General features: G+C 55.3%; 25 protein-coding genes. 8 read left to right on the top strand and 17 right to left on the bottom strand.

Going from position 1 to position 21,818, the window contains the following annotated elements; genetic code table 11:
• The first annotated feature begins 11 nt into the window (after positions 1–11).
• Positions 12–935, top strand: a complete 924-nt coding sequence (locus tag BCV73_RS01345) for an alpha/beta fold hydrolase (RefSeq protein ID WP_179231853.1) — start codon at positions 12–14, stop codon at positions 933–935.
• 142 nt (positions 936–1,077) lie between these two features.
• Here BCV73_RS01345 and BCV73_RS01340 read toward each other — a convergent pair whose 3' ends face one another.
• The gene (locus tag BCV73_RS01340) at positions 1,078–2,847 is read right to left on the bottom strand and encodes a B12-binding domain-containing radical SAM protein (protein ID WP_089545702.1); all 1,770 of its coding nucleotides are present in this window, start codon (positions 2,845–2,847) and stop codon (positions 1,078–1,080) included.
• A gap of 18 nt (positions 2,848–2,865) precedes the next feature.
• Entirely contained in the window at positions 2,866–4,722 is a 1,857-nt protein-coding gene (recQ, locus tag BCV73_RS01335; RefSeq protein WP_089545701.1) for a DNA helicase RecQ, read from the bottom strand.
• A gap of 319 nt (positions 4,723–5,041) precedes the next feature.
• Between recQ and BCV73_RS35610 the strand changes: the two genes are divergently transcribed.
• Both BCV73_RS35610 and BCV73_RS35605 read left to right on the top strand, forming a co-directional pair.
• The gene (locus BCV73_RS35610; protein WP_256992711.1) at positions 5,042–5,164 is read left to right on the top strand and encodes a hypothetical protein; all 123 of its coding nucleotides are present in this window, start codon (positions 5,042–5,044) and stop codon (positions 5,162–5,164) included.
• Positions 5,165–5,177: 13 nt separating this feature from the next.
• Complete coding sequence (locus BCV73_RS35605; protein ID WP_256992710.1) at positions 5,178–5,306, top strand: hypothetical protein; 129 nt, start codon at positions 5,178–5,180, stop codon at positions 5,304–5,306.
• A 31-nt stretch (positions 5,307–5,337) separates the two neighbouring features.
• Here BCV73_RS35605 and BCV73_RS01330 read toward each other — a convergent pair whose 3' ends face one another.
• Positions 5,338–5,877, bottom strand: a complete 540-nt coding sequence (locus BCV73_RS01330; RefSeq protein WP_089545700.1) for a hypothetical protein — start codon at positions 5,875–5,877, stop codon at positions 5,338–5,340.
• 90 nt (positions 5,878–5,967) lie between these two features.
• The gene (locus BCV73_RS01325; RefSeq protein ID WP_089545699.1) at positions 5,968–6,264 is read right to left on the bottom strand and encodes a DUF6509 family protein; all 297 of its coding nucleotides are present in this window, start codon (positions 6,262–6,264) and stop codon (positions 5,968–5,970) included.
• A gap of 115 nt (positions 6,265–6,379) precedes the next feature.
• Here BCV73_RS01325 and BCV73_RS01320 point away from each other — a divergent pair, with 115 nt between their 5' ends.
• Complete coding sequence (locus BCV73_RS01320; protein ID WP_089545698.1) at positions 6,380–6,652, top strand: SemiSWEET family sugar transporter; 273 nt, start codon at positions 6,380–6,382, stop codon at positions 6,650–6,652.
• A gap of 29 nt (positions 6,653–6,681) precedes the next feature.
• On the opposite strand, the gene BCV73_RS01315 is transcribed toward BCV73_RS01320, so the two are convergent.
• Complete coding sequence (locus BCV73_RS01315; RefSeq protein WP_089545697.1) at positions 6,682–7,611, bottom strand: AEC family transporter; 930 nt, start codon at positions 7,609–7,611, stop codon at positions 6,682–6,684.
• A gap of 30 nt (positions 7,612–7,641) precedes the next feature.
• Positions 7,642–8,262: an NUDIX hydrolase gene (locus BCV73_RS01310; protein ID WP_076173262.1), complete on the bottom strand. Its 621-nt coding sequence runs from the start codon at positions 8,260–8,262 to the stop codon at positions 7,642–7,644.
• A gap of 137 nt (positions 8,263–8,399) precedes the next feature.
• On the opposite strand from BCV73_RS01310, the gene BCV73_RS34915 reads away from it, so the two are divergent.
• Entirely contained in the window at positions 8,400–8,561 is a 162-nt protein-coding gene (locus BCV73_RS34915; RefSeq protein ID WP_163878816.1) for a hypothetical protein, read from the top strand.
• A gap of 269 nt (positions 8,562–8,830) precedes the next feature.
• On the opposite strand, the gene odhB is transcribed toward BCV73_RS34915, so the two are convergent.
• The 3 genes from odhB to BCV73_RS01295 form a co-directional block, all read right to left on the bottom strand.
• Positions 8,831–10,102, bottom strand: a complete 1,272-nt coding sequence (gene odhB, locus BCV73_RS01305) for a 2-oxoglutarate dehydrogenase complex dihydrolipoyllysine-residue succinyltransferase (RefSeq protein ID WP_076173263.1) — start codon at positions 10,100–10,102, stop codon at positions 8,831–8,833.
• A gap of 5 nt (positions 10,103–10,107) precedes the next feature.
• Positions 10,108–12,978, bottom strand: a complete 2,871-nt coding sequence (locus BCV73_RS01300; protein ID WP_089545696.1) for a 2-oxoglutarate dehydrogenase E1 component — start codon at positions 12,976–12,978, stop codon at positions 10,108–10,110.
• 254 nt (positions 12,979–13,232) lie between these two features.
• Positions 13,233–14,120: a DUF72 domain-containing protein gene (locus BCV73_RS01295; protein ID WP_089545695.1), complete on the bottom strand. Its 888-nt coding sequence runs from the start codon at positions 14,118–14,120 to the stop codon at positions 13,233–13,235.
• A 178-nt stretch (positions 14,121–14,298) separates the two neighbouring features.
• Here BCV73_RS01295 and BCV73_RS01290 point away from each other — a divergent pair, with 178 nt between their 5' ends.
• The 3 genes from BCV73_RS01290 to BCV73_RS01280 all read left to right on the top strand — a co-directional run bounded on the left by BCV73_RS01290 (position 14,299) and on the right by BCV73_RS01280 (position 17,049).
• Positions 14,299–15,036, top strand: a complete 738-nt coding sequence (locus BCV73_RS01290) for a YwaF family protein (RefSeq protein ID WP_089545694.1) — start codon at positions 14,299–14,301, stop codon at positions 15,034–15,036.
• 144 nt (positions 15,037–15,180) lie between these two features.
• Positions 15,181–16,104 (top strand): cysteine synthase A, encoded by a 924-nt coding sequence (gene cysK / locus BCV73_RS01285; RefSeq protein WP_089545693.1) that lies wholly within the window; start codon positions 15,181–15,183, stop codon positions 16,102–16,104.
• Between the two features lie 180 nt (positions 16,105–16,284).
• Complete coding sequence (locus BCV73_RS01280; protein WP_089545692.1) at positions 16,285–17,049, top strand: SDR family oxidoreductase; 765 nt, start codon at positions 16,285–16,287, stop codon at positions 17,047–17,049.
• 111 nt (positions 17,050–17,160) lie between these two features.
• Here BCV73_RS01280 and BCV73_RS01275 read toward each other — a convergent pair whose 3' ends face one another.
• From BCV73_RS01275 to BCV73_RS01240, 8 genes are all read right to left on the bottom strand, one after another.
• Complete coding sequence (locus BCV73_RS01275; protein ID WP_089545691.1) at positions 17,161–17,688, bottom strand: hypothetical protein; 528 nt, start codon at positions 17,686–17,688, stop codon at positions 17,161–17,163.
• A gap of 209 nt (positions 17,689–17,897) precedes the next feature.
• Positions 17,898–18,596, bottom strand: coding sequence for a YjjG family noncanonical pyrimidine nucleotidase (locus BCV73_RS01270; RefSeq protein ID WP_089545690.1), 699 nt, complete (start codon positions 18,594–18,596; stop codon positions 17,898–17,900).
• A gap of 180 nt (positions 18,597–18,776) precedes the next feature.
• Complete coding sequence (locus tag BCV73_RS01265; protein ID WP_089545689.1) at positions 18,777–19,658, bottom strand: serine/threonine-protein kinase; 882 nt, start codon at positions 19,656–19,658, stop codon at positions 18,777–18,779.
• A gap of 15 nt (positions 19,659–19,673) precedes the next feature.
• Positions 19,674–19,961, bottom strand: a complete 288-nt coding sequence (locus BCV73_RS01260; protein WP_089545688.1) for a hypothetical protein — start codon at positions 19,959–19,961, stop codon at positions 19,674–19,676.
• Positions 19,962–19,966: 5 nt separating this feature from the next.
• Positions 19,967–20,278: a hypothetical protein gene (locus tag BCV73_RS01255; protein WP_076173273.1), complete on the bottom strand. Its 312-nt coding sequence runs from the start codon at positions 20,276–20,278 to the stop codon at positions 19,967–19,969.
• A gap of 71 nt (positions 20,279–20,349) precedes the next feature.
• Positions 20,350–21,156: an inositol monophosphatase family protein gene (locus tag BCV73_RS01250; RefSeq protein ID WP_089545687.1), complete on the bottom strand. Its 807-nt coding sequence runs from the start codon at positions 21,154–21,156 to the stop codon at positions 20,350–20,352.
• Between the two features lie 109 nt (positions 21,157–21,265).
• Positions 21,266–21,460, bottom strand: coding sequence for a DUF4177 domain-containing protein (locus BCV73_RS01245; protein WP_076173494.1), 195 nt, complete (start codon positions 21,458–21,460; stop codon positions 21,266–21,268).
• 16 nt (positions 21,461–21,476) lie between these two features.
• Positions 21,477–21,809, bottom strand: coding sequence for an HIT domain-containing protein (locus BCV73_RS01240; RefSeq protein WP_089550056.1), 333 nt, complete (start codon positions 21,807–21,809; stop codon positions 21,477–21,479).
• Positions 21,810–21,818 lie beyond the last annotated feature (9 nt).

Below are 21,818 nucleotides of genomic sequence, written 5' to 3'. Positions count from 1 at the left end.
AGTGACCTCCATTGCGGGAACAAACGTTTACGATGACGGATCCGCTGGGTACGCAGATCCATGTCTATGCCTGGCTTCCCGACGAGCCGGCTGGAGTGAAGGCCGTCCTGCAGATCACCCACGGCATGTGCGAAACGGCCGAACGCTACAAACGGCTCGCCGCGCTGCTGACGCGGTTCCGCTATGCCGTATATGCCCACGACCAGCGCGGGCACGGCTTGACCGCCGGCAATGTGGAGCGGCTCGGCCATACCGGCAAGGACGGCTTCCGGCATATGCTCCAGGACATTCAGCAGCTCGGCGGCATCGTTCGTGACCGGCACCCGGATATTCCCCATTTTTTGATGGGGCACAGCATGGGGTCGTTCCTCGTGCAGCGGGTGATGGAGACGGACGGCGGACCGTATACCGGCTTTATTCTGTCCGGCACGAACGGCCCGCGGAGCATGCTGAACGCCGGCAAAGCGGTCGCCAGGCTGCAGGGCGCACTCCAGGGGGAGTCGCACCGCAGCGTCCTGCTGAACGCAATGGTCTTCGGCAGCTACAACCGCAGCTTTGCCCCGACCCGGACGCGGTTTGACTGGCTCTCCCGGGATCCGAAGGAAGTCGATAAATACATTGAAGATCCGTACTGCGGAGCCATTTGCACGACCTCATTCTTCTACGACTTCTTCAGCCTGCTGCAGGATATTCAAAATCCCGGCAGCTATGACGGCATTCCCCGGGATAAGCCGGTGTACCTCTTCAGCGGGGAACTCGATCCGGTCGGGGAACAAGGCAAGGGCGTCCGGCGGCTGGAGGACATTTATCGCAGCATCGGCATCAAGGACGTGGAATGCAGGCTGTACCCGAACGGACGCCATGAAATGCTGAACGAGATGAACCGGGACGAGGTCATGACCGAGCTGCTCGATTGGCTGGAGCGGCATGTGTAGTGCCCTTCCCCTTCTTCGAAGAAATACCCGCAGGTCCAAGGCCTGAATGAACAAAAGCCGCTGCACGGTGGTCATACCCCGTGCAGCGGCTTTTCTTTGCATATTATCGACGCTCATAATTTGCCGATCTTAACATGTTCAGTTACAGCAACTCCGCCGGCTGCAGCTTCATCGTATAGAACGACGGCAGTTCGCTCTCGTCCTGCTGGTACAGCACGATCAGCACCGTCCCCCCGGAAGCCTCCGCTCCGTCCTCTCTGCCGGCCAGCAAGTCATCCAGCGCAAATGGCAGCACTTCAAGCACTGCATGCTTTTGCAGCTCCCGTTCGGACAAGCCCAAGGAAGCGAAGTTCCCCGAGACGAGCTCCGGATGTTCTGTGACCTTTCTCATCAGGCTGCTCCAATCGTCCTTGGCGAGCGGCTGCTCCCACCATATTTTACGCGGCTTGTACTTATGGTTGAGGAAGTAATCCAGCTTCATCAGCCCCAGAATCACATCCATGCGCTTCGTCTCCCGCTGCTTCAGGAAAGCGGCCAGACGCGTGAACAGGTCCTCGAGCTGATGGCCGATCTTCTGCCAGCCCTGTCCTTCCCAATAGTCGCCGAATTCCTGGAAGAAGTCGAACGGTGACGGAAATTCATGGGTCATGAGATAGTTCAGCGTATGATCCATCCGGTGCGCGTTCCAGTATTTCTCCAGCACATCCTCCAGCCGCTTAAGGCGGACGATGTCGGCAAATGGCAGCTTATGGCTGCCGAGAATTTCGTAAGGCGCCTGATCCATGTACGTGTAATCGTACTTACCGGCATCGCGGCGCAGGCCGGTGCCCCGCAGCATTTTCAGAAAACCGAGCTGCAGCTCTTCCGGTCCCAGGGCAAACACGTCGTTAAACGTCTTGCGGAACGTTTCATAATCCTCTTCCGGCAGACCGGCGATCAGATCCAAATGCTGGTCGATTTTGCCGCTGTTTTTAATAATGCTGACGGTCCGGGACAGCTTCTCGAAATTTTGCCGTCGCTTGACGATGACGTTGGTCGGATCGTTCGTCGACTGTACGCCGATTTCGAACCGGAAAATCCCCGGGGGCGCGTTGTCAGCAAGATATTGCAGCACTTCGGGACGCATGATGTCTGCCGTAATTTCGAACTGGAACACGCAGCCGCGGTTATTTTTAATGAGAAAATCAAACATCTCCAGCGCATATTGATGGTTAATGTTAAACGTGCGGTCCAGAAACTTGATGATCTTTGCGCCGTGGTCGATCAAATACGTAATATCGGACTTCACCCGCTCGATGTCGTAATACCGGACGCCGTTCTCGATGCTGGACAGGCAGAACTGGCACTGGAACGGGCAACCGCGGCTCGTCTCGAAGTAGACGATTCGCTTCCCCAAATTCGGGATATCCTCGGGAAAACGGTGCGGCGTGGGCAGCGTATTGAGGTCGCTCTTCGGCCGCGGCGGGTTGATGATCACTTCATCGCCTTTCCGGTAAGCAACGCCATAGACAAAATGGAACTTGCGGTCTCCTTCGATCACCTGCAGCAAATGGTGGAAGGTCTCTTCGCCGTCGCCCATGACGATGAAATCGACCGCCGGCATCCGCTCCATCCAATACTGGGTGTCATAGGAAACTTCCGGTCCGCCGAGCACGATCGTGACTTCCGGCATGACCTTCTTCACGATCTCAATCACTTTCAGCGTCTCTTCGATATTCCAAATATAGCAGGAGAACCCGATGACGTCGGGTTTCCGTTGAAACAGGTCGGACACGATGTTCATGACCGGATCTTTGATCGTATACTCGGCCAGCTCGATATCAAACTCATGCTGGCTGTATGCCTTGAGCAGGCGGATCGCCAGGCAGGTATGGATGTATTTGGCATTCAGGGTGGATAACAGGACTTTCATCGGTTCACGACCTTCTTCTTATTCATCATATCCGCCAGCGTAGGCATCATCGCTCTGATTTTGGAAAAAATCAAGAAACGGTCTGCCGTACTTCCGGAACTTCACCTCGCCGACGCCTTTAATATTCAGCATTTCATCTTCGGTCTGCGGGCATACCACGCTCATCTCGCGCAGCGTCGCATCGTTGAAAATAATATACGACGGCACATGCTCCTTGCCCGCGAGCTCGCGCCGGATCAGGCGCAGCTGCTCGAACACGGTCTCGTTGACCGCCGACGGCGAGACGTCGCGGCTGCGGGAGCTTCGGCCGCCCGTTTGAACCGCTGCCGGGCGCGCGGTGCGCTGCAGCACCTGCCGCTGGCCCTTCAGCACTTCGGCCGCCAGCGGCTGCAGCCGCAGCACCGGATACTGGCCTTCTGAAAGCGCCAGATACCCTTCCGAGGCGAGCACGTTAATGATCTCGGAAATTTCCTTCTCCGTCCGGTTCGCCATCGTCCCGTAAGTGGACAGGCTGTCAAAGCCGTACTGCAGCACCTTTTTATTCTTCGAGCCCTTCAGCACCGCCGCTACCAGCGATACGCCAAAGCGTTCGCGCATCCGGTGGACGCAGGAGAAAATTTTCTGCGCATCGACCGTCATATCGACCAGCTCGCGGTCATCCGTACAGGAACTGCAAATCCCGCAGGGCTTGTCCTCGTGAGATTCGCCGAAATAGTCCAGCATCGCGCTGCGCAGGCAGCGGGTCGTATAACAGTAATCGACCATTTGCTGAAGCTTGCGGTACTCGTTCGATTTGCGGTCCGTTTCCTGCGGGTTCTGCTCGATCAGAAACTTCTGCGTAATAATATCCTGCGGACTGAACAGCAGAATACATTGGCTCGGCTCGCCGTCCCGGCCGGCGCGTCCGGCCTCCTGGACGTAAGCCTCCATGTTTTTCGGCATGTTGTAGTGAATGACGTACCGGACGTTTGACTTGTCAATGCCCATTCCGAACGCGTTGGTGGCAACCATCACCCGGATGTCGTCGTACAGAAATGCCTCCTGACTGGCGGCGCGCTCTTCATCGCTCATCCCCGCATGATAGCGGCCTGCGGCCAAGCCCACGCTGCTCAGACGCTGGTACAAATCGTCCACGTCCTTGCGCGTCGCCGCGTAAATAATCCCCGGCTGGCTGTTATGCGCCTCGGCGTAGCTCATGACAAAATCGCGCTTGTTCTCCCCGCGCAGCACCGACATGGCCAGATTGTCCCGGCCGAGCCCGGTGACGAACACTTCCGGCTCCTGGAGCCTCAGCAGGCGGACCATGTCTTCGGTCACTTCTGGGGTAGCCGTCGCGGTGAACGCCGCCAGGATAGGCCGCTCAGGCAGCCCTTCCACGAACGGAGCTACCGACAGGTAGCTCGTCCGGAAGTCATGCCCCCACTGCGACACACAGTGGGCCTCGTCGACGGCCACGCAGGAAATTTCCAGCTGGGCCATTTCGTCGCGGAACCAGTCGAGCTCAAGCCGCTCCGGCGCCACGTACAGGAGCTTCAGCTCCCCCCGCTTGGCCGCGCGGATCCGCTCGTTCACTTCCTTGCCGCTCAGCGTGCTGTTGATGTATGCAGCGGCGATGCCCATCGCCGTCAGCGCATCGACCTGATCCTTCATCAGGGAGATCAGCGGCGATACGACCAAGGTCAGGCCCGGCAGCATCAGCGCCGGAATCTGATAACAGATCGACTTGCCCCCACCCGTCGGCATAATGCCCAGCGTATCCTGATGCTTCAGGAGGCTGGATACGATATGTTTCTGGCCCTCCCGGAAGTCGGGATAGCCGTAATATTTTTGCAGCATTTCCTGTGCCCGTTCCAAAGAAGGGGTCTCCACACTCATAAATAAGAACTCCTAACGATGCAAATTCAGCGGCGGCCCATGCAGCTCTCAAGGCTGCGCCACATTTTTAAACTCAACCTTTGACTTTAGGTAATAGATACATGATGACTTTCGAGAATGACTTGATTCAGTCCAACTATAAGTTTACCGGGGTTTCCGGGAATGAGCAACCGTAGTAAAGGGATTCTGCCCGTGCTGGGAGTGCACTTCTTGTTGGTAAAACAGAATGTGCCAGCGACGGTTGCAGCTTAAGCGGAACATGGGATGTAACTCTTGCTGATCGGTTCTCGTCATAAAAGATACATAGGGAGGGAGTGCAATGAAAAGAGGATTGATATCTCGCTATGACGTTCCTGGCCGGGTGCTCTCAGGATTCTCATTTGGATTAAACGCCAAAGAAGCCTATCAGGCCTTGCCGGCAGCTGAAGGCGGTTATGACTAAGGGACGCTTGTTCATGGCCGAAAAAAAGTCGGCAGCCCGCCAGGCGCCTCCCATGATCGATGGGTCCATATGCACCGGCGGACTGCCGCTTAGCGGCGGTATTCAGCTTTTGTGGAGCTGCTCCTCGTGGAAAGTTCGTTAAACATCGAACCGATCCGGCGCGGCTTACCAGGTCAGTGCTGCTTCGAGACTGCTCCTTGAGCGGTATCCCAGCGGTGGCTGTACTGCTCAAGCTTCGGATGCACCGCCTCCGGCTCTTCCGTCAGCAGCAGCCTCAGCTTGACGATCCACTCCCCAAAGGTGCTGTAACTGGCAAACCGATTCGCCATATCCGGCGTCAACAGCAGAAAATGCGGCGCAGGATATTTCTCCGTCAGATGGCGAAGGGCGGCTTCCACCGGCGTGTATTTTTTCCGGCGCCCCTCCCAGTTCTCGATGACCGTCTTCCCGTGTCCATCAGACCTCCAGGCTTCCAACCGTTTCTCCCGTTTATAATACGGGCTGACCGGTTCCTTGGTCATTCTCCGCACCGTCTCCTCATGCAGCGGATACAGCACCAGCTTGGAAAAGGACAGCACGCCGGCCAGTGACTCCGCTTCATTCAGACCTTCTTCATCGGTCTCTTCAAACGTATCGTAATAAATGAGCGTGCCCTTACGCTTCTGCACCGGAGGCTCGTACCCGTAGGGAACCGTCTGTACCGTATGCTTCATCCTCATCACTCCCCAGATTCATCCTATATGTAATGTACCCGGCAGCGGATGACATGATCACTCCACTCCAAGTTGCGGAGGTTCGCAGAGCTATTCGTCGACCTCGTCCAGGTGGTCCCGGCAGAAGTTTTCGAGCAGCTCCACTTCGTCCTCCTCCAGGTCAAAATCGAGGTACTGCCCCGTCGTTTTTTCATAAATTTCGTATTTCACGACCGCGGATTGGTCTTCGTCGACCTTGTAAATGACCCGGACATATAGTCCATTCTCCGTATAAAGCTCATCGTCATCAGGCACCTCGATGTCGAGCTTGAATTCATAGCGGGTTCCCTGCAAAATGCGGAACGGGTCCTTGATCTTCTCCGCTTCGTATTCCGTTATCGTCAGCATGTTGTCATCCTTTCATTCATCCATCCTATTCTTTATTGTACCAGACCTGTCCCGGTCCATTCACGGACACGAGCCCGCCGGGCATATAATAGCCTCATAAAGGGAGGCGTTAGCCATGATTTATGCAGTCATGCAGCTCATCGGCGGATTTATTTTGGCGTTCGGCTGGATTCCGCAAATTATTCAGGTCATCCGGACCAAATCGGTCGCGGATCTCAGCCTGAAAACGTTCGGCTCGCTCGTAGCCGGCATCGGACTGATGGAGGTCTATGCCGTTCATATCGCGGTAGGTGGTGTCGGCATTCCGTTTCTGATCACCAATACGCTGTCGCTGGTGCTGATGCTGATTATGATCGGCTGCATTTTAAAATACCGCAAGCGGCCGTAGCGCAATACGAACGCATACTTTCTGCCCCATCAACCCAGCCATCCGATCATCAGCGGCAGCAATACAAAGGAAGCGAGCGTCGTCCATAATATGCACCGGGTCACAACTTTGGGTGCCGCATCAAACTGCTCGGCCAATATGACCGCGTTCACTGCAGCCGGCATGGAACTGAGCACCAGCATAACGTTAAACAATACGCCCTGAATACTGAGCAGGTATAAGAGAAGCGCGGACGCCACCGGTGAGATCACCAGGCGCATCGCCAGACCGGCGTAGAAGGCTTTGTTCATCGCTGCCGTATAAGCTGTCTTCCCGCTCCTGACACTGACCATCTGCGCCCCCAAAATAAACAGCGCCACCGAGGAATACGCGCCCGAAATCATCGATATTCCTTGATTCAGCTCCTGCGGCAGCTCCACATGCGCTGTCCGGCAAATCACGGCAAGCACAGCCGCATAGATCGATGGCAATTTGAAGATCGACAGCGCCGCCTGCTTTGCGGAAAACTGCGAACGTGCGGCAAAATACACGCCCAGCGTATTGACGATGATGATCTGCAGAATGACGTACACCGATGCCTTATCCAGCCCCGCTTGCCCAAAAGCCAGCAGCACCAGCGGCAGACCATAATTGACGCAGTTCGTAAACAGTGCCGTCAGCGTGAGGCCTGACCGTTCGGCGGCCGGGAGCGACCATGCTTTTCCAATCCCTACAGCAATCCCCCAGAGCAGCAGCATATTAAGGACCGTGAACAGAACCGTATCCGTAATCTCACCGTAGCTGATGTCAGCCCCAATCAGCGTTTCGAAAATAAGAGCCGGACTCAGCAGGTACAGGGACAGCGTGGAGATCGGCTTGGTATCGATCGGCTTAAAATGCTTGATCAGCGCCCCTCCGATTACCGGCAGAGATATCGGGAGGAACACCTGGTACACTGTAGTCACAAACGTCTGCAGCATATGTAATCCTTTCCTGTCTTTGTGCTATGTTTAATCCCAGACGGGGGCCTTCTCCGGATGCCGCTTCAATTCAAACATCAGCCTGATCTGCTCATCCGTATTACGGATTTGCGACAGGGCGGGAAGGTCGTCCTCTGCAAAAAACTGAACGCCGCTCGTCTCTACCCCCTCAGCCGCTTCGCCGCCGGTGATTTCGCAGGCGATGAATATTTTATACACATGATACGGTCCCGGCGGATTATGCTTCAGGTTGTCGAGCACGGCCAGGAGCCGGGTCGGTGTAACCACAAATCCGGACTCCTCCCGTACTTCCTTCACGGCAATTTCGGAAGGCGACAGCCCGATATCCGCCCAACCGCCTGGCAGCGACCATTCCCCTTCGGCCTTTTCGCGGACAAGCAAAATTTGATTTTCCTGAAAAATCACCCCTCGCACATCCACCTTCGGTGTGGCGTATCCGTCTTCCCCGGCAAAAAGTGCCGTCAGCAGTTCGGTCTCAACATTGGTGTACTCCCGCATAATCTCTACGCTCAGCGCCCGAAGCTGTTCAAAGCGTTCCAGGTCATATACGTCCCGCGAGTATGCCAATCCTGTCTGGGCAACGGCTTGAATCTGTTTGGCCCACTCCAGCCATTTCAACGGTTTGTTCATCGGCAGGTCTCCTCCTCTGAATCGAATTCAACAATTTTTTCATAAAAATTAGTGAGAAAGATTATCATTGAGAATGAATGTGTGATACAATGATCTCGAGTCATCATTCATTAACATATCATAAGGAGTCGACGACCATGGTGAAAGCCCCTGATCAAAAATACGCTTCCTTGCGGGTTGACGATTATCTTGACCTTTTAAACCTGGCGAAGCAGCTGCAAGACACCCGGTGGCAGAAGGAAATTATCCGCAAGCTCGAACGCCTCAACAATACATCGATCCATCCATTGTCCTGTTAACATAGAAGACCGCGGGCGCGTATTTTGATAGTACCATGCCTTCGGGGGAATCTGAACATATTTTCCAAAAGTATACCTTGAGCGTATTGGATATTACAGCAGGGGTGCCCAGAGGGTGCTTCTGCTTTATTTGTGTTGGTCACCCTGCGTCTTCAGCCAATTTTCCCACCGGCGGGTCATGGACAGGCGTGCCTCTCCTCACACGCAAGAAAAAACGGACTGCCTGCAGGCAGTCCGTTTCGTTGTATACGTTCTTGTAGAATATAATATTAACCCTCGAGCAGCAGAGATTCCGGATCTTCCAGCATCTCTTTGATCGTCACCAGGAAGCGTACGGCATCAGCGCCGTCGACGATCCGGTGGTCATAGGACAGGGCGATATACATCATTGGACGGTTCTCCATCCGCTCGGCGTCGATGGCCACAGGGCGAAGCTGGATGTTGTGCATGCCCAGGATACCAACCTGTGGTGCGTTCAGGATCGGCGTGGACAGCAGGGAACCGAAGGTTCCGCCGTTCGTGATCGTGAACGTTCCGCCCTGGAGCTCGGACAGCGCCAGCGTATTGCTGCGCGCCTTGCCGGCCAGCGTGGCGATCTCTCTTTCGATGTCGGCAAAGCTGAGGCGATCGGCATCACGGACGACAGGCACGACGAGGCCTTCTTTGGCCGATACGGCGATACCGATATCGTAGTATTTCTTCACGATAATGTCTTCCCCGTCAATCTCCGCGTTCAGGTGAGGGAACTTCTTCAGCGCACCCACCACCGCTTTGGTGAAGAAGGACATGAAGCCGAGGCCAATCTCATGCTTCTCTTTGAAAGCATCTTTGCGGCGCTTGCGGATGTCCATGATCGCCGTCATGTCCACCTCGTTGAAGGTTGTCAGCATGGCGGCCGTTCTTTGCGCTTCTACCAGGCGTTTGGCGATCGTCGCGCGGCGGCGGGACATGCGTGTGCGTTCCGCCGGTTTGCCCGGCTGGGATACTGCTGCTGGAGCGGCTGCCTGCGGCGCCGGTGCAGCAGCCTTAGGCGCTGCCGGAGCTTCTGAATGGTTCTTCACGTTGTCCGGATAAATGCGGCCTTTCGGATCACGGCTCGATACCTGATCCAGGTCGATGCCCTGCTCACGGGCCAGCTTGCGTGCGGCCGGCGACGCGGCAAGGTAACCTTCGCCTTCGCCGGAACGTGCAGGCTCGGCTGCTGCTGGCGCTGCCGGTTGGGCTGGTGCCGCTGCTGGTGCAGAAGGCTGCTGAGCCTGCGGCGCCTCTTCCTTCGCTGCCGGTGCGGATGCCGGTTTGGCGTCGCCGCCGGTGCCCATACGTCCGATCACTTCACCGATTTGAACCGTATCCCCGTCTTTTCTCAAAATTTTCTCCACCACGCCGTCTTCCTCGGCACTGATTTCCAAATTGACCTTATCCGTTTCAAGTTCGAGGAGGACGTCGCCTTGGCTAACTGCCTGGCCTTCCTCCACATGCCATTTAAAAATCGTTCCTTCTGTGATGGATTCTCCCATTGCCGGTACTGTAATATCGCTCACTGCCGCTACCTCCCCAGAGTGATGTTATGCTTAATGGATTTTTGATTCAATGCTGCCGCAACGATTTGCTGCTGCTCGAAGGCGTGTACTTGTTGGAAGCCGCTCGCCGTACTGGAGCGTTCCGGACGGCCGTTGTAGTTCACCGGCGTATCCTTCGGCGCCACCTTGCGGAGCTTGGACTCGATGTAGCGCCATGCTCCCATGTTCTCAGGCTCTTCCTGTACCCACAAAATTTCCTTCACGTTCGTAAAGCGGGCCAGAATGCCGGCGACTTCCTTCTCAGGGAACGGATACAGCTGCTCCACACGGAGGATGTGCAGCCATTCGTTCGCCTCGCCGCTCTTCTCCAGCGCCTCCTCCAGTTCAACGGCAATCTTCCCGCTGCACAGGATGATGCGCTCTACGCGCTCCGGACGTCCGCCCAGACCTGGCTGTTCCAGCACAGGCTTGAAGGAGCCTTCGGCGAATTCGGCCGGGCTGGAAGCCACGCGGGCATTCCGGATCAGGCTCTTCGGCGACATCAAGATCAGCGGACGCGCATCTTCGCTTTCGGTCAGTGCTGCTTGACGGCGCAGCAAGTGGAAGTACTGGGCTGCCGTCGTAACGTTCGCTACAGTAAAGTTCTCTTCCCCGCCGAGCTGCAGGAACCGTTCCAGACGGGCACTGGAGTGCTCCGGTCCGGCGCCTTCGTAGCCGTGAGGCAGGAGCATTACAAGGCTCGATTTCTGTCCCCATTTAGAGCGGCCGGCCGAAATGAACTGGTCGGTGATCACCTGTGCCACGTTGGAGAAGTCACCGTACTGGGCTTCCCAAATGACCAAGGTCTCCGGCGAGTACACGTTGTAGCCGTATTCGAATCCGAGCACCGCTGCTTCGGACAGTGGGCTGTTGTAAATTGCAAAGGATGCCTTGGCGTCCGGCAGATGATGAATCGGGCAGTAAGTCGAGCCGTTCTTCGTATCATGCAGCACCAAGTTGCGGTGTGCAAAAGTGGCCCGCTCGGCGTCCTGACCGGTCAGCCGGATCGGCTTGCCGTCCGCGACGATCGAGGCGAAAGCCAGCGTCTCTGCAAGACCCCAATCCACCTTTTCCCCTTCGTTCAGCGCAGTTTCCCGGCGCTCCAGAATACGCTGCAGCTTAGGATAGACGTTGAAGTCATCCGGACGGCTCAGCAGATCCTTATTGATCTTGCGCAGCTTGCCAATCGGCACGGCCGTCTTGATCTTGGCGATCCGCTCTTCGGCTGGCGTCTGGTGATGCGAGTTGGCCGGATCCTGTTCCTTGTCCTTAATCCGGTCGTATGCCGCCTTCAGGCGCTCCTGAACCTGCTGGATGATCTGCGCGGATTCTTCCTTGCTGATCACGCCTTCCTTGATCAGGATATCCGCATAAATGGCGGCAACCCGCGGATGAGCCTTCACTTTCTGGTATACGAGCGGCTGGGTCGTATCCGGATCGTCCGTTTCGTTGTGGCCGTAGCGGCGGTAGCCGACCAAGTCAATCAGGAAGTCCTTCTTGAACTTGTTGCGGTATTCGCTGGCCAGGCGCATCGCGTTGATGCACGCTTCGGGATCGTCGGCGTTCACGTGAACGATCGGAATTTCATAACCTTTCGCCAGGTCGCTTGCGTAATGCGTCGAACGGGAGTCTTTACTCTCCGTCGTAAAGCCGATGTTGTTGTTCGCAATAATATGAATCGTTCCGCCGTTCTGGAAGCCCGGCAGCTTGTTGAAGTTCAAGGTCTCGGCCACGATGCCTTCGCCCGGGAATGCGGAATCCCCATGAATGATCACCGTCGCGGCTTTGTTTACGTCCTGCTGCGGATATCCCGGCTCGGTGCGGTCCTCCTGGGCGGCGCGGGCAAAGCCCTCGACGACCGGATTAACGTACTCCAGATGGCTCGGGTTGTTCGCGAGCGTGATCTTCGCTTTGACGTCGCTCGCTCCCTCAACGGTACGGTTCGCGCCAAGATGGTATTTCACGTCTCCAGTCCAGCCGAAATTGATGCCCATCGATCCTTCTGAAGGGAACAGCTTCTTGTTCGGAGAGTGATGGAATTCCGCGAAAATTTTATCGTAAGGCTTGCCGAGCACGTGAGCCAGCACGTTCAGACGGCCCCTGTGGGCCATGCCCATCAAAATATGCTCTGCGCCTTCGTCCACCATGTGGCGGACAAGCTCATCCAGCATCGGAACCATCGTGTCGGTTCCTTCGATGGAGAAGCGCTTCTGCCCGACAAAAGTTTTGTGAAGGAACTCCTCGAATTGATCTACTTCCACCAGTCTTTCCAGCAACGCCTTTTTCTGCTCTGCGTTCAAAGGAACCACAGACTGGTTCTCGACCTGGCGGTTAAGCCATACGCGCTCCTCCACTTCATGGACGTGGCTGAATTCATAAGCAATTGTGCCTGTATATGTTTGACGCAGTTTCTGGATGGCTTCCCAGCCAGTTCTCACGTTATCGGGAGCTCCGTCCCAGATCAATGAAGCCGGAAATGCTTCCAGGTCGGATTGGCTCAGCCCGTACTGCTCTGGCTCAAGCACCCGTGTGTCGGCTTTGGTGAGAATGCCCAGCGGATCAATGTCTGCCGCCAGGTGTCCATAAGTGCGGATGTTCCACACCAGCTTGCCTGCGTCAACGCCCTTCTTCAGCAGGTTGCCATCCAAAGCGACGGATTTCGGTGCCGCAGCCGGCTCCAGCTCGGCAGACGCCATCGGCGGCGCTCCCCACAGCTGGAACACTTTACGGTACGTTTCGTCCACCGATTCCGGATCATTTACATAACGTTCGTACTGTTCCTGGACGTATCCCAGATTGGGCCCGTAATACGATTCCCAAGCCCCCTGCGCTTGCTCGTCTCTCTTATTGGTTATCATCGTTAACGTGATACCTCCGCCTTGATTTTTTAATAGTCATATAGAATGAATAAACCGCTTCATTGTTCAATCTATATTTGGACGGAAATCTGAACAATCAATGCAATGTAATGTAAGCCATTTCACGAAAATGTAAGCGGCTCAATTTCTATTATAAACAATTCGGAGCCAGACCTGAAATAACCATTTAATATAGTTATCATCTAAAAAACAGATGGATTAAGTTTGTCACCCATTCTCGTATATGACAATATTTACAGCTCTCCTTCGCCAAAAAGCGACAGCTGTCCCGGAGGCTTCTCCGGGGTCTTCATGCCGAGCTTGTCCATCAGCTGAATTGCATTGTCCGCCGCATCTCCGCCCGAATTGTTGTTAAAAATGATCCAGCATTCCCGGGTTTTCTCCAGCAGCTTCCCGATATGCTCCTTCCATTCCTCAAGCTCCTTGTCGCTGTACCTGTACAAATACCGGACCTCCCGCCAATTGGGCTGACCGCTGGAATGCCATCCTGCCGCATTGCGGCCATGCAGCCGCACAAGCGACACGTCTTCACGGGTCGCCTCCAGAACGAGCGGCACCGATCCCTCTCCGGCCTGAGGCTCGTCGCAGACGGTATGAATCCATCCTTCTTCCTTCAAAAAGGCCAGCGTCTTCTCCCTCATCTCCCCGGCAAACCAGCTCTGATGGCGGAATTCCAACGCCAGCGGAAATCCGTCCATCCACTCGCGGGTCCGGCGCAGAATGTCCACATGCTTGCGCTCACAGTCAAACCACGGCGGATACTGAAACAGCACGGCGCTCAGCTTGCCAGCCTGGCGCAGCACCTCCGCAGACTCCCGGAACGCTTGAAACATCGTCCTGGAATCGGGATAAGGGCTTTTCCCCCGGGCGTGTCCGGTCATTCCCTGATAAGCTTTCACCACAAAACCGAAGGAATCCGGCGTTTGGGCAGCCCATTTCTCCATACGCTCCGGCGAGGGAGTCGCATAGAAGGAGTTGTCCATCTCCACGATGGGGAACACGTTGCCGTACATCCCCAGCTTCTCCCCCGCCTTGGTTCCCTTTTCGTAAATGTCGTCATGATCCCCCCAGCCGGAAAGTCCGATTCGAACCCGCTCGGCGGGGGTTATCGTCTCATCCATAGCCATCGACTCCATCCATAGTATTGACCAACAATAATTTTCCAAGTATAAATCCGCTTACCATACCTATACCCGATTGAAGGAGGCGCCCTTCAGATCTTGCGATATTCCAGAAAGTGGATATGATAAGAGATAAGCGTCAGCTTTACGATCTTTAGTAGCAAAGGAGCATGAATGTATGAGCCATTCGTTCGTCATGTTTTCCGGCCCGCACCTTGCTGCGCTGACGGTCTTCGTGCTCGCCTGCATCCTGATGTTCCTGGGCAGAATCCGCCTTCAGGACAGCATGCCGGCCAGGCAGATGGTCCGTTACTTGATCATCGCCTGTCTGATCGCCTCCGAAATCGCACTCGACATATGGAACATAACAGAAGGCTACTGGAACATCAAGTCCACGCTGCCGCTCGAGCTGTGCAGCATTACGCTGCTGCTCTCGGTCGTCATGCTGGCCGTCCGCAGCCGCTTCCTCTATCAAATCCTGTTCTTCGCCGGGATCGGCGGCGCCCTTCAGGCCCTCATCACCCCAAGCCTGGATTTTGCCTACCCTCATTTCCGGTTCTTTCAATTTTTCGCTGCCCATATGCTTATCATTTTGGCATCCCTTTACATGACCTGGGTCGAAAAGCTTCAGCCCACCTGGAGATCTATCGGCTGGACAATGATTTTTCTGAACGTTCTTGCACTTGGAGTTGGCCTCATCAACTGGATGCTGGGGTCCAACTACATGTTTCTGATGCACAAGCCGCCGACCGCTTCGATTCTGGACTTTCTCGGTCCGCACCCCTTATATTTGCTGGCGGAGGAAGGAATCGCCCTGCTGATTTTCGCATTGATGCAGCTGCTGTTCTTTGTCCTGCCCGCGAAAATATCCAAAGCGTCCGCGGCAGCCAAAGCCAGGGACAAAAGCGTTCTTTAAGCCGGCCACAAAGCCTTTCACGCTGCCCTCGCCGGTATCTCCTTCCGCTGCCTCTACGTTGTGATCTCCCTGCCGAAGTTCTATAATGAACGGAAAGCTTAGAAGCTGTGAACCGGCTGATGAACTGACAAGGAGATGGACCCCATGACTGGACCGAAAGTTGTGCAAAATATTACCGAGCTCATCGGCGATACCCCGGCGGTCAAGCTCCGCCGTTTGGCGGGAGAACAGGATGCCGACGTGTACGTGAAGCTCGAATACTTCAACCCTAGCGGAAGCGTCAAGGACCGGGCCGCTTATAATTTGATCGCGCAGGCGGAGCAGGACGGCCTGCTGAAGCCGGGCTCGACCATTATCGAGCCAACGAGCGGCAACACCGGCATCGGGCTGGCGATGAACGCGGCGGCCAAAGGATACCGCGCTATTATGGTGATGCCCGACAACATGACCAAGGAGCGGATCAATCTGCTGAAGGCGTATGGAGCCGAAGTGGTGCTGACGCCGGCAGCGGAGCGGATGCCTGGTGCTATCCGCAAGGCGCAGGAGCTGCAACGGGAAATTGTAGGCAGCTTCATTCCTCAGCAGTTCGAGAACCGGGCCAACCCGGATATCCACCGCCGCACGACGGCGCTGGAAATTCTGGAGCAGATGGAAGGACGGCTGGATGCCTTCGTCGCAACGGCGGGCACCGGCGGAACCATTACCGGCACGGGCGAAGTGCTGAAGGAGAGACTCCCCGGCATCGGCATCTATGTCGCCGAGCCGAAAGGCTCGCCCGTGCTATCCGGCGGCCAGCCGGGACCGCATAAGCTGGTGGGCACCAGCCCCGGATTCATCCCGCCGATCCTGAACACGGACGTCTACGACGAAATTTTTCAGGTCAGCGACGAAGACGCCATCGGAACGACGCGCAGGCTTGCCGCCGAAGAAGGCATCCTGGTCGGCCCCTCCTCAGGCGCTTCCGTCTGGACCGCGCTGCAGGTAGCCCGGCGTCTGGGACCCGGCAAACGGGTGCTGTGCATTGCGCCGGATACCGGAGAACGGTATCTGAGCATGGGCATTTTTTAGTCGTGCGCAAATCATCGAAAGGCATCAACCGGTTGGTATACCCGGCTGATGCCTTATTTATGTTCATCGGTTGAGACGGGCATATGCCCGAATGGGAGAGCAACATCTCAAAATCCCTCTCATGCTATAAAAGACTCAAGCAGGCCACAGCCTGTTAAACCGATGAGGAGTTGACAATACATGAATAGATTGACTGGAAAAACAGCACTGATTACCGGAGCGAGCCGCGGCATCGGCCGGGCCATTGCGCTGCGCCTGGCCGCGGAAGGAGCGCTGGTGGTTCTCCATTACGGAAAGAGCCGCTCCGCCGCCGAGGCGGTCGCCCGCGAGATCGAGCAGCAGGGCGGAACGGCGCTGCTCCTCGCGGCGGACTTCAGCTCCGTTCGCGGCATCCCGGAGATGTATGAAGCCCTGGACGACCTTTTGCAGAATCAAACAGGCGGCCCCGGCCTGGACATTCTTGTGAACAATGCGGGCATCGGACTTTCCCTTCCCATTGAGGCGACAACGGAGGAAGCCTTCGATGAGGTGATGAACGTGAACGTCAAGGCACCGTTTTTCGTCATTCAGCAAGCACTGCCGCGGCTGCGGGACGGCGGGCGGATCATCAACATCTCCTCCGCGACGACCCGGATCTCGCTGCCGGTGATTCCCGCCTACAGCATGTCCAAAGGGGCGATCAATACGCTGACCCTGAACCTCTCGACTCAGCTTGGCTCCCGCGGCATTACGATCAACGCGATCATGCCGGGATTCGTGGAGACCGAGATGAATGCCGAGACGCTGCAGACGCCGGAAGGCCGCGAGTTTGGCGCAAACTTCTCGATCTTCAAGCGGTGGGGACAGCCGGAAGATGTCGCCGATATCGCCGCCTTCCTGGCATCGGACGACAGCCGATGGATCACGGGCCAGCTGCTGGACGCCAGCGGCGGAACGCATCTGTAAGTGAGCCCTGTCGCTCACTCGTGCCTAGATGCGCGCCAACCTGCCTTTTTTATAAAGCAAAAAATCCAGTGCCGTCGAGGGCACTGGATTTTCTTTTTATCACACAAATTATTATGGAATATACTGCTGCACCACTTTGACGACTTTGCCGTCCTTCACCGTCAAATGAAACGGAAAAGAGCGGATGTCCAGCAGCTTGTCGTTATGGTAAATCGCCAAAAACTTGTTCAAGCTGACCGGTTCGTTCCACTGAATGTTCATTCCTTCATAGGTTCCGTCATGATCATACAGCTGCATCAGCACTTCAGCATCCGGAGCGATTTCGTACGTCTCCAGCGTCTCATCGTCGTTGACGATGTAATACCCGTCAGGAGCGCCGCCCAGCTCTTCGGCATCCGGCTCCCGTTCAAGGAACTTCTTGTCTGCCGCCGCGCCCTCGTACCATTCGATCGGATCCACCGTCACGTAGAGGTGGCCGTTCTTGTTCCCGATGGTGGACAGCATCGCCGTCACCGTGTCCTCGGTTTGCGGAACCGGCTTATATTCGTTATCAGACCCGACTGCACTCGTTGACGTCACAACCAGCCCCAGCAGAAAAACGATCATCAGGGAAGCGAATACGGTCATCTTTTTTTTCATTTGAAAATATCTCCTTTATGGAATCATGATTTCTATCCATATCAACCATTACCCTGCGGGATTGTTTTCAAACGCTGCGAGAGGGCTCTGTGATGTAACTTTATTGTAAGCCACAGCGGGGGCCAAATCGTCACAAATTCGTTACAGCCGAGTCAAATTGTTGTAAATTCTTCAAGCGCTTTCGTGAATGAAGGAGCCGGCAAGCCCGGTCAATCCTTCTTCTCCAAAATGTCCTTGATCTCCGCCAGATCGTGGATCTCATAAGTCGGGACGATGGCGGTTTCGTTGGGCAGGCGGTTCGGGTTGTACCAGCACGTGTCGATGCCGATATTGTTGCCGCCCTGAATGTCCGAGGTGAGGGAATCGCCGACCATCAGCATTTTATCCTTGCGTTCCTCCTGAATCACCCGGAAGGCATGCTCGAAAATGCCCGCCTGCGGCTTCTGGAATCCCGTATCCTCGGAAACGATGACCGCCTCGAAAAAGTCCTTCAGGTCGGAGCGGCCGATCCGTCCGAACTGCACCTCTTTGATGCCGTTCGTGATGATGGCCATTTTGTAACCGTGCTCCTTAAGGTAAAGACAGATATCCAGCGCACCCGCCAAAATAAACGCGCCTTCGGCGAGCGATCCCAGGTAACGTCTGCTCAATTCCTCGGCGTCGTCGCTCAGCCCCTGCTCGCGGCCGAATCGGCGAAAGCGCTCGACCCGGAGCTCCGCCGAGCTGATCTGTCCCTGTTCAAATTCGCGCCAGAGCTCCTCATTGATCCTTTTATAGCAGCCCGTTATTTCCGTATCATTCGCGTCCAGGCTGCAGCTGGTAAGCAGCTGGTTCAGCGCGTGGCTCTCCGACATTTTAAAATCGAACAGCGTTTCATCCGCATCAAACAAAATCCATTCGTAAGACAAGATGTACCCTTCTTTCAGTAAAGTGATATAAACGGCGTCAGTGTGCCTTCAATTTTCAAACTTCATGCAAGGCATCACTCGGCAGGTTTGTCTTTCCTATTGTACCATGCCGCCAAAAACGCCTGCTTGCGTCCATGTCCGTGACCCAAACCAAAACGAATGGGCGATTCACTCCGGGACTCATCTGCCATCTGGTTCTTGGAGAGCCTTATCCCAGGCAGACGCGAAGTCGGCCACAGAGGCGTACCGCCCGGCCCGGTCGGCATGTACCGCCTTCAGCGCAATGTCATACAGAGACCTGCCGGCATCCCATTGGTCATAGGAGCGGTCCATCTCCCCGCCAAAGATGAAAAAGGCTGTCGCCCCCATATTATACACATTAGTGATGCCGTCAATCGCAGCGCCGTATTCAAACTCCTCGGGGGACATAAAGCGGGACGATCCCCACAGCCTGCCCATCCGGTTCTCAAAAGGGCCTTTCTGGTACAGGTCGATATCGCAAATTTTCGTCGTGTCAGTGGCAAAATCGTAAAGAACGCTTCCGTCATAGAAATCAACCGCTATGTACCCTTTTTCCTCAACGTGGACATGAAAATCAAGAATAGCCCTGTAGGACGCCAGCCGCTTCTCCAGCGGCAGCCTGCGGTATCGATAAAACGGGGACCTCGGGTCTTCATATTTGGCTGGAGGCGGAAATGCCCAATGAGGATGCAGCGACTCCCCGTCAAACCATTCGAATACGGCGGCGTAGCCGGGTCCGGCTTCAAAATGGCTCAGCATCCGCACCAAGCTGGGGTGATCTAAATCTTCGTAAACTTGAACAGCCTGCTTCAAACGCAGGATGGCGTCCGCCGGTTCGCCCTCGAACTCCGTGGTAGCCGCTCCGGCGTACTTGATAAACCGTCTGACTCCGTCCTTTTCCACGCCAAACGAAAGGTTGCCGGAGTCCTGCTTGTCAAACACCGCAAACACCTTGCCCCAAGCGGACAGCCACTCCAGCGGATGCGGCTTTTTCAATTGAAACGATACTTCATCGATCTTGATCGTAAGCGGTTGATCCATCCGTTCAACTCCTTTTTATGGTTGGTCTCGGCTTATTCTATCTTCAAATTCCCGATTTTGCTGCTGAATGTCAGAGGCAATCCGTCTATACAAAAACAGGAATAAACCCAGGACGGCAATCACGATACCGCCAACCAGCGTAATATTGGTGATATTCCAAATATAATCCGGCGTTAAATCCTTTAGTGTAAGCACATCGTTAATATTTTGGGCGTGCGCTGCATAAATCAATACTTTTTCAAAACCGCCGAGCCCGACAAGCAGCAATCCTGCTCCGAGCAGCATCATTCCCATCAGTCGCATGCCCGTTATTCCTCCCTCTTAGTAGGATTGCGCCCCTTTTCCGCTTCTTCTGCACGGCCGGGTTCCGTATCCAGCTCCCGTTCGAGTTCTGCTTCAATGTCCTCGTCGCTCATCTGGTAATCATCCTCTTCCGACACGCCCAGCTTCCTCTCCAAAAAGCTTACCCTTGCCCTCAAGTCTTCCACCATGCCGTACAAATAGCTCAGCAGGCCGACCATAATCAGAAGGGTCAGAACGGTCCCCCAGGGGCCAAACACCCAGGTTGCGATCAGCCCCCCGGCAAGAAACACGACGATTCCCATGATAAAATAAACCATTGCCCACTCCCTTCTGCCGCCGGTTCAGTATGCGTCACCTAGGGGCTGCTAACTGCCGCTGCGGCAAGCTTCTATCGGGCGCCCAATCCTTCCGCTACCATATTCAAAAAGTAATCCCGGTGCTCCGGATGACAAGCGATCAGGTAAGGCTCTTCCGTCATGGCGTCAAATGGTTTTCCTTCAAAGTCCATGACCAGCATCCCCGCTTCCTTCGCGATCAGAACGCCGGAATAGAGGTCCTCCCCCTCGGAGTTATACAGAATGATGGCATCGATGTTCCCTCTCGCCAGCATGCACCACTGCAAGGTTGGCGCCCACAGCCGCATCATCCGCTTCGTATGCAGGTCGATATAGTTTCTAAGCCGGATGGCGCGGTCATTGATGCCTACCACATGTCCCTGAATCCAGGCGACCGTTGCTCTAATGAACGCCGGTGCAGGCCCGTTCGTTACGGGCTGCCCATTGCAGGTAGTTCCACCGTTTCGGGTGGACACGAACAGCCGGTCAATCATCGGTTCGTAAACCACGGCCACGACCGGCTGCCCTTGGTGCATCAGCGTAATCGAGCAGGAGAACGCAGGCAGGCCGATCGCATAGTTGTTCGTTCCGTCCAAAGGGTCTACCAGCCACAGCCAGTCGCTGCGCTGGCCATGATCCCCCGATTCCTCGGCCCGGATCCGGTGATCCGGGAATTTGCTGCGGATATGCTCGAGAATCCGTTCCTCGGCCAAATGGTCCACCACCGTGACGAAGTCGCCGTTATCCCCTTTGGGGTCAACCTTTTCCAGCTTGTCAAAATAGTCCTTCGCGATGGCTCCCGCTTCCTTGGCTGCGGCGACCGCCAGCTGCTTTGCCTCTTCAATGATCCGTTGATCCATATGTACTCTCCGCTCCTTGTGCCTAGTGTTCATATTGCTACGCCCGCACGCCCGCCTTCGCTCCTTCAAGAAAGAAAAAACCCTGTGCGTCAGGGTTTAATGTCAAGCATTATACTTTACGTTTAAAAATGGCGATGACGTCCCTTGACTGTCCCTGGGATACGCTCGTGTCAAAGCACGATACCAGCTCCCAGCCCTCGTAGCCATAGCTGTTCAGCAAATCCTCAAATTCCTCCTCGTCCACCTTGCCGCCCAAAAAGCCGCCTGTTTTATACTTCACCGTCTTGTAAGACCATTGTTCCATCATTTTACGCTTCCTTTCATCGTATCGTTTGGCCGCTCACAACATGCCAATGCATATGTTTGGATTCCTGGTAGTCTCCTAAGTTAGTGACGACCTTGGCTGCTCCCGTCTGCAACACCATGTCTGAGGCGACCTTCTTAATTACCCTTAAAACTTCGATCAGCAGTTGCTCGGTATTCTCCGCTTCCGCGGATATCAGCGATCCTATATGAAGCTTCGGGATCACCACAATATGATGCTCATAATAAGGGCGCGTATGATGATAAGCGAGCACCCGATCCGTCTCATACACGCGGTTAACCTGCGTTTTGCCGTTTAGCACCTCGTCGCAATAAAAATCGTTCGACACGCCGCTCAA

The sequence above is a fragment of the Paenibacillus sp. SSG-1 genome, assembly GCF_002224835.1.
In the GTDB taxonomy this organism is placed as follows: Bacteria; Bacillota; Bacilli; order Paenibacillales; family Paenibacillaceae; genus Paenibacillus_AQ; species Paenibacillus_AQ favisporus.
Note: the sequence above shows the minus strand (reverse complement) of the source record. Positions and strands in the feature narration are given on the sequence as shown.

Bases quoted from the DNA above. Each gene is read 5' to 3' on its own strand.
- BCV73_RS01340 (WP_089545702.1), bottom strand. From the start codon at position 2,847: ATGAAAGTCCTGTTATCCACCCTGAATGCCAAATACATCCATACCTGC.
- recQ (WP_089545701.1), bottom strand. From the start codon at position 4,722: ATGAGTGTGGAGACCCCTTCTTTGGAACGGGCACAGGAAATGCTGCAA.
- BCV73_RS35610 (WP_256992711.1), top strand. From the start codon at position 5,042: ATGAAAAGAGGATTGATATCTCGCTATGACGTTCCTGGCCGGGTGCTC.
- BCV73_RS35605 (WP_256992710.1), top strand. From the start codon at position 5,178: ATGGCCGAAAAAAAGTCGGCAGCCCGCCAGGCGCCTCCCATGATCGAT.
- BCV73_RS01330 (WP_089545700.1), bottom strand. From the start codon at position 5,877: ATGAAGCATACGGTACAGACGGTTCCCTACGGGTACGAGCCTCCGGTG.
- BCV73_RS01325 (WP_089545699.1), bottom strand. From the start codon at position 6,264: ATGCTGACGATAACGGAATACGAAGCGGAGAAGATCAAGGACCCGTTC.
- BCV73_RS01320 (WP_089545698.1), top strand. From the start codon at position 6,380: ATGATTTATGCAGTCATGCAGCTCATCGGCGGATTTATTTTGGCGTTC.
- BCV73_RS01315 (WP_089545697.1), bottom strand. From the start codon at position 7,611: ATGCTGCAGACGTTTGTGACTACAGTGTACCAGGTGTTCCTCCCGATA.
- BCV73_RS01310 (WP_076173262.1), bottom strand. From the start codon at position 8,262: ATGAACAAACCGTTGAAATGGCTGGAGTGGGCCAAACAGATTCAAGCC.
- BCV73_RS34915 (WP_163878816.1), top strand. From the start codon at position 8,400: ATGGTGAAAGCCCCTGATCAAAAATACGCTTCCTTGCGGGTTGACGAT.
- BCV73_RS01300 (WP_089545696.1), bottom strand. From the start codon at position 12,978: ATGATAACCAATAAGAGAGACGAGCAAGCGCAGGGGGCTTGGGAATCG.
- BCV73_RS01295 (WP_089545695.1), bottom strand. From the start codon at position 14,120: ATGGATGAGACGATAACCCCCGCCGAGCGGGTTCGAATCGGACTTTCC.
- BCV73_RS01290 (WP_089545694.1), top strand. From the start codon at position 14,299: ATGAGCCATTCGTTCGTCATGTTTTCCGGCCCGCACCTTGCTGCGCTG.
- cysK (WP_089545693.1), top strand. From the start codon at position 15,181: ATGACTGGACCGAAAGTTGTGCAAAATATTACCGAGCTCATCGGCGAT.
- BCV73_RS01280 (WP_089545692.1), top strand. From the start codon at position 16,285: ATGAATAGATTGACTGGAAAAACAGCACTGATTACCGGAGCGAGCCGC.
- BCV73_RS01275 (WP_089545691.1), bottom strand. From the start codon at position 17,688: ATGAAAAAAAAGATGACCGTATTCGCTTCCCTGATGATCGTTTTTCTG.
- BCV73_RS01265 (WP_089545689.1), bottom strand. From the start codon at position 19,658: ATGGATCAACCGCTTACGATCAAGATCGATGAAGTATCGTTTCAATTG.
- BCV73_RS01260 (WP_089545688.1), bottom strand. From the start codon at position 19,961: ATGCGACTGATGGGAATGATGCTGCTCGGAGCAGGATTGCTGCTTGTC.
- BCV73_RS01255 (WP_076173273.1), bottom strand. From the start codon at position 20,278: ATGGTTTATTTTATCATGGGAATCGTCGTGTTTCTTGCCGGGGGGCTG.
- BCV73_RS01250 (WP_089545687.1), bottom strand. From the start codon at position 21,156: ATGGATCAACGGATCATTGAAGAGGCAAAGCAGCTGGCGGTCGCCGCA.
- BCV73_RS01245 (WP_076173494.1), bottom strand. From the start codon at position 21,460: ATGGAACAATGGTCTTACAAGACGGTGAAGTATAAAACAGGCGGCTTT.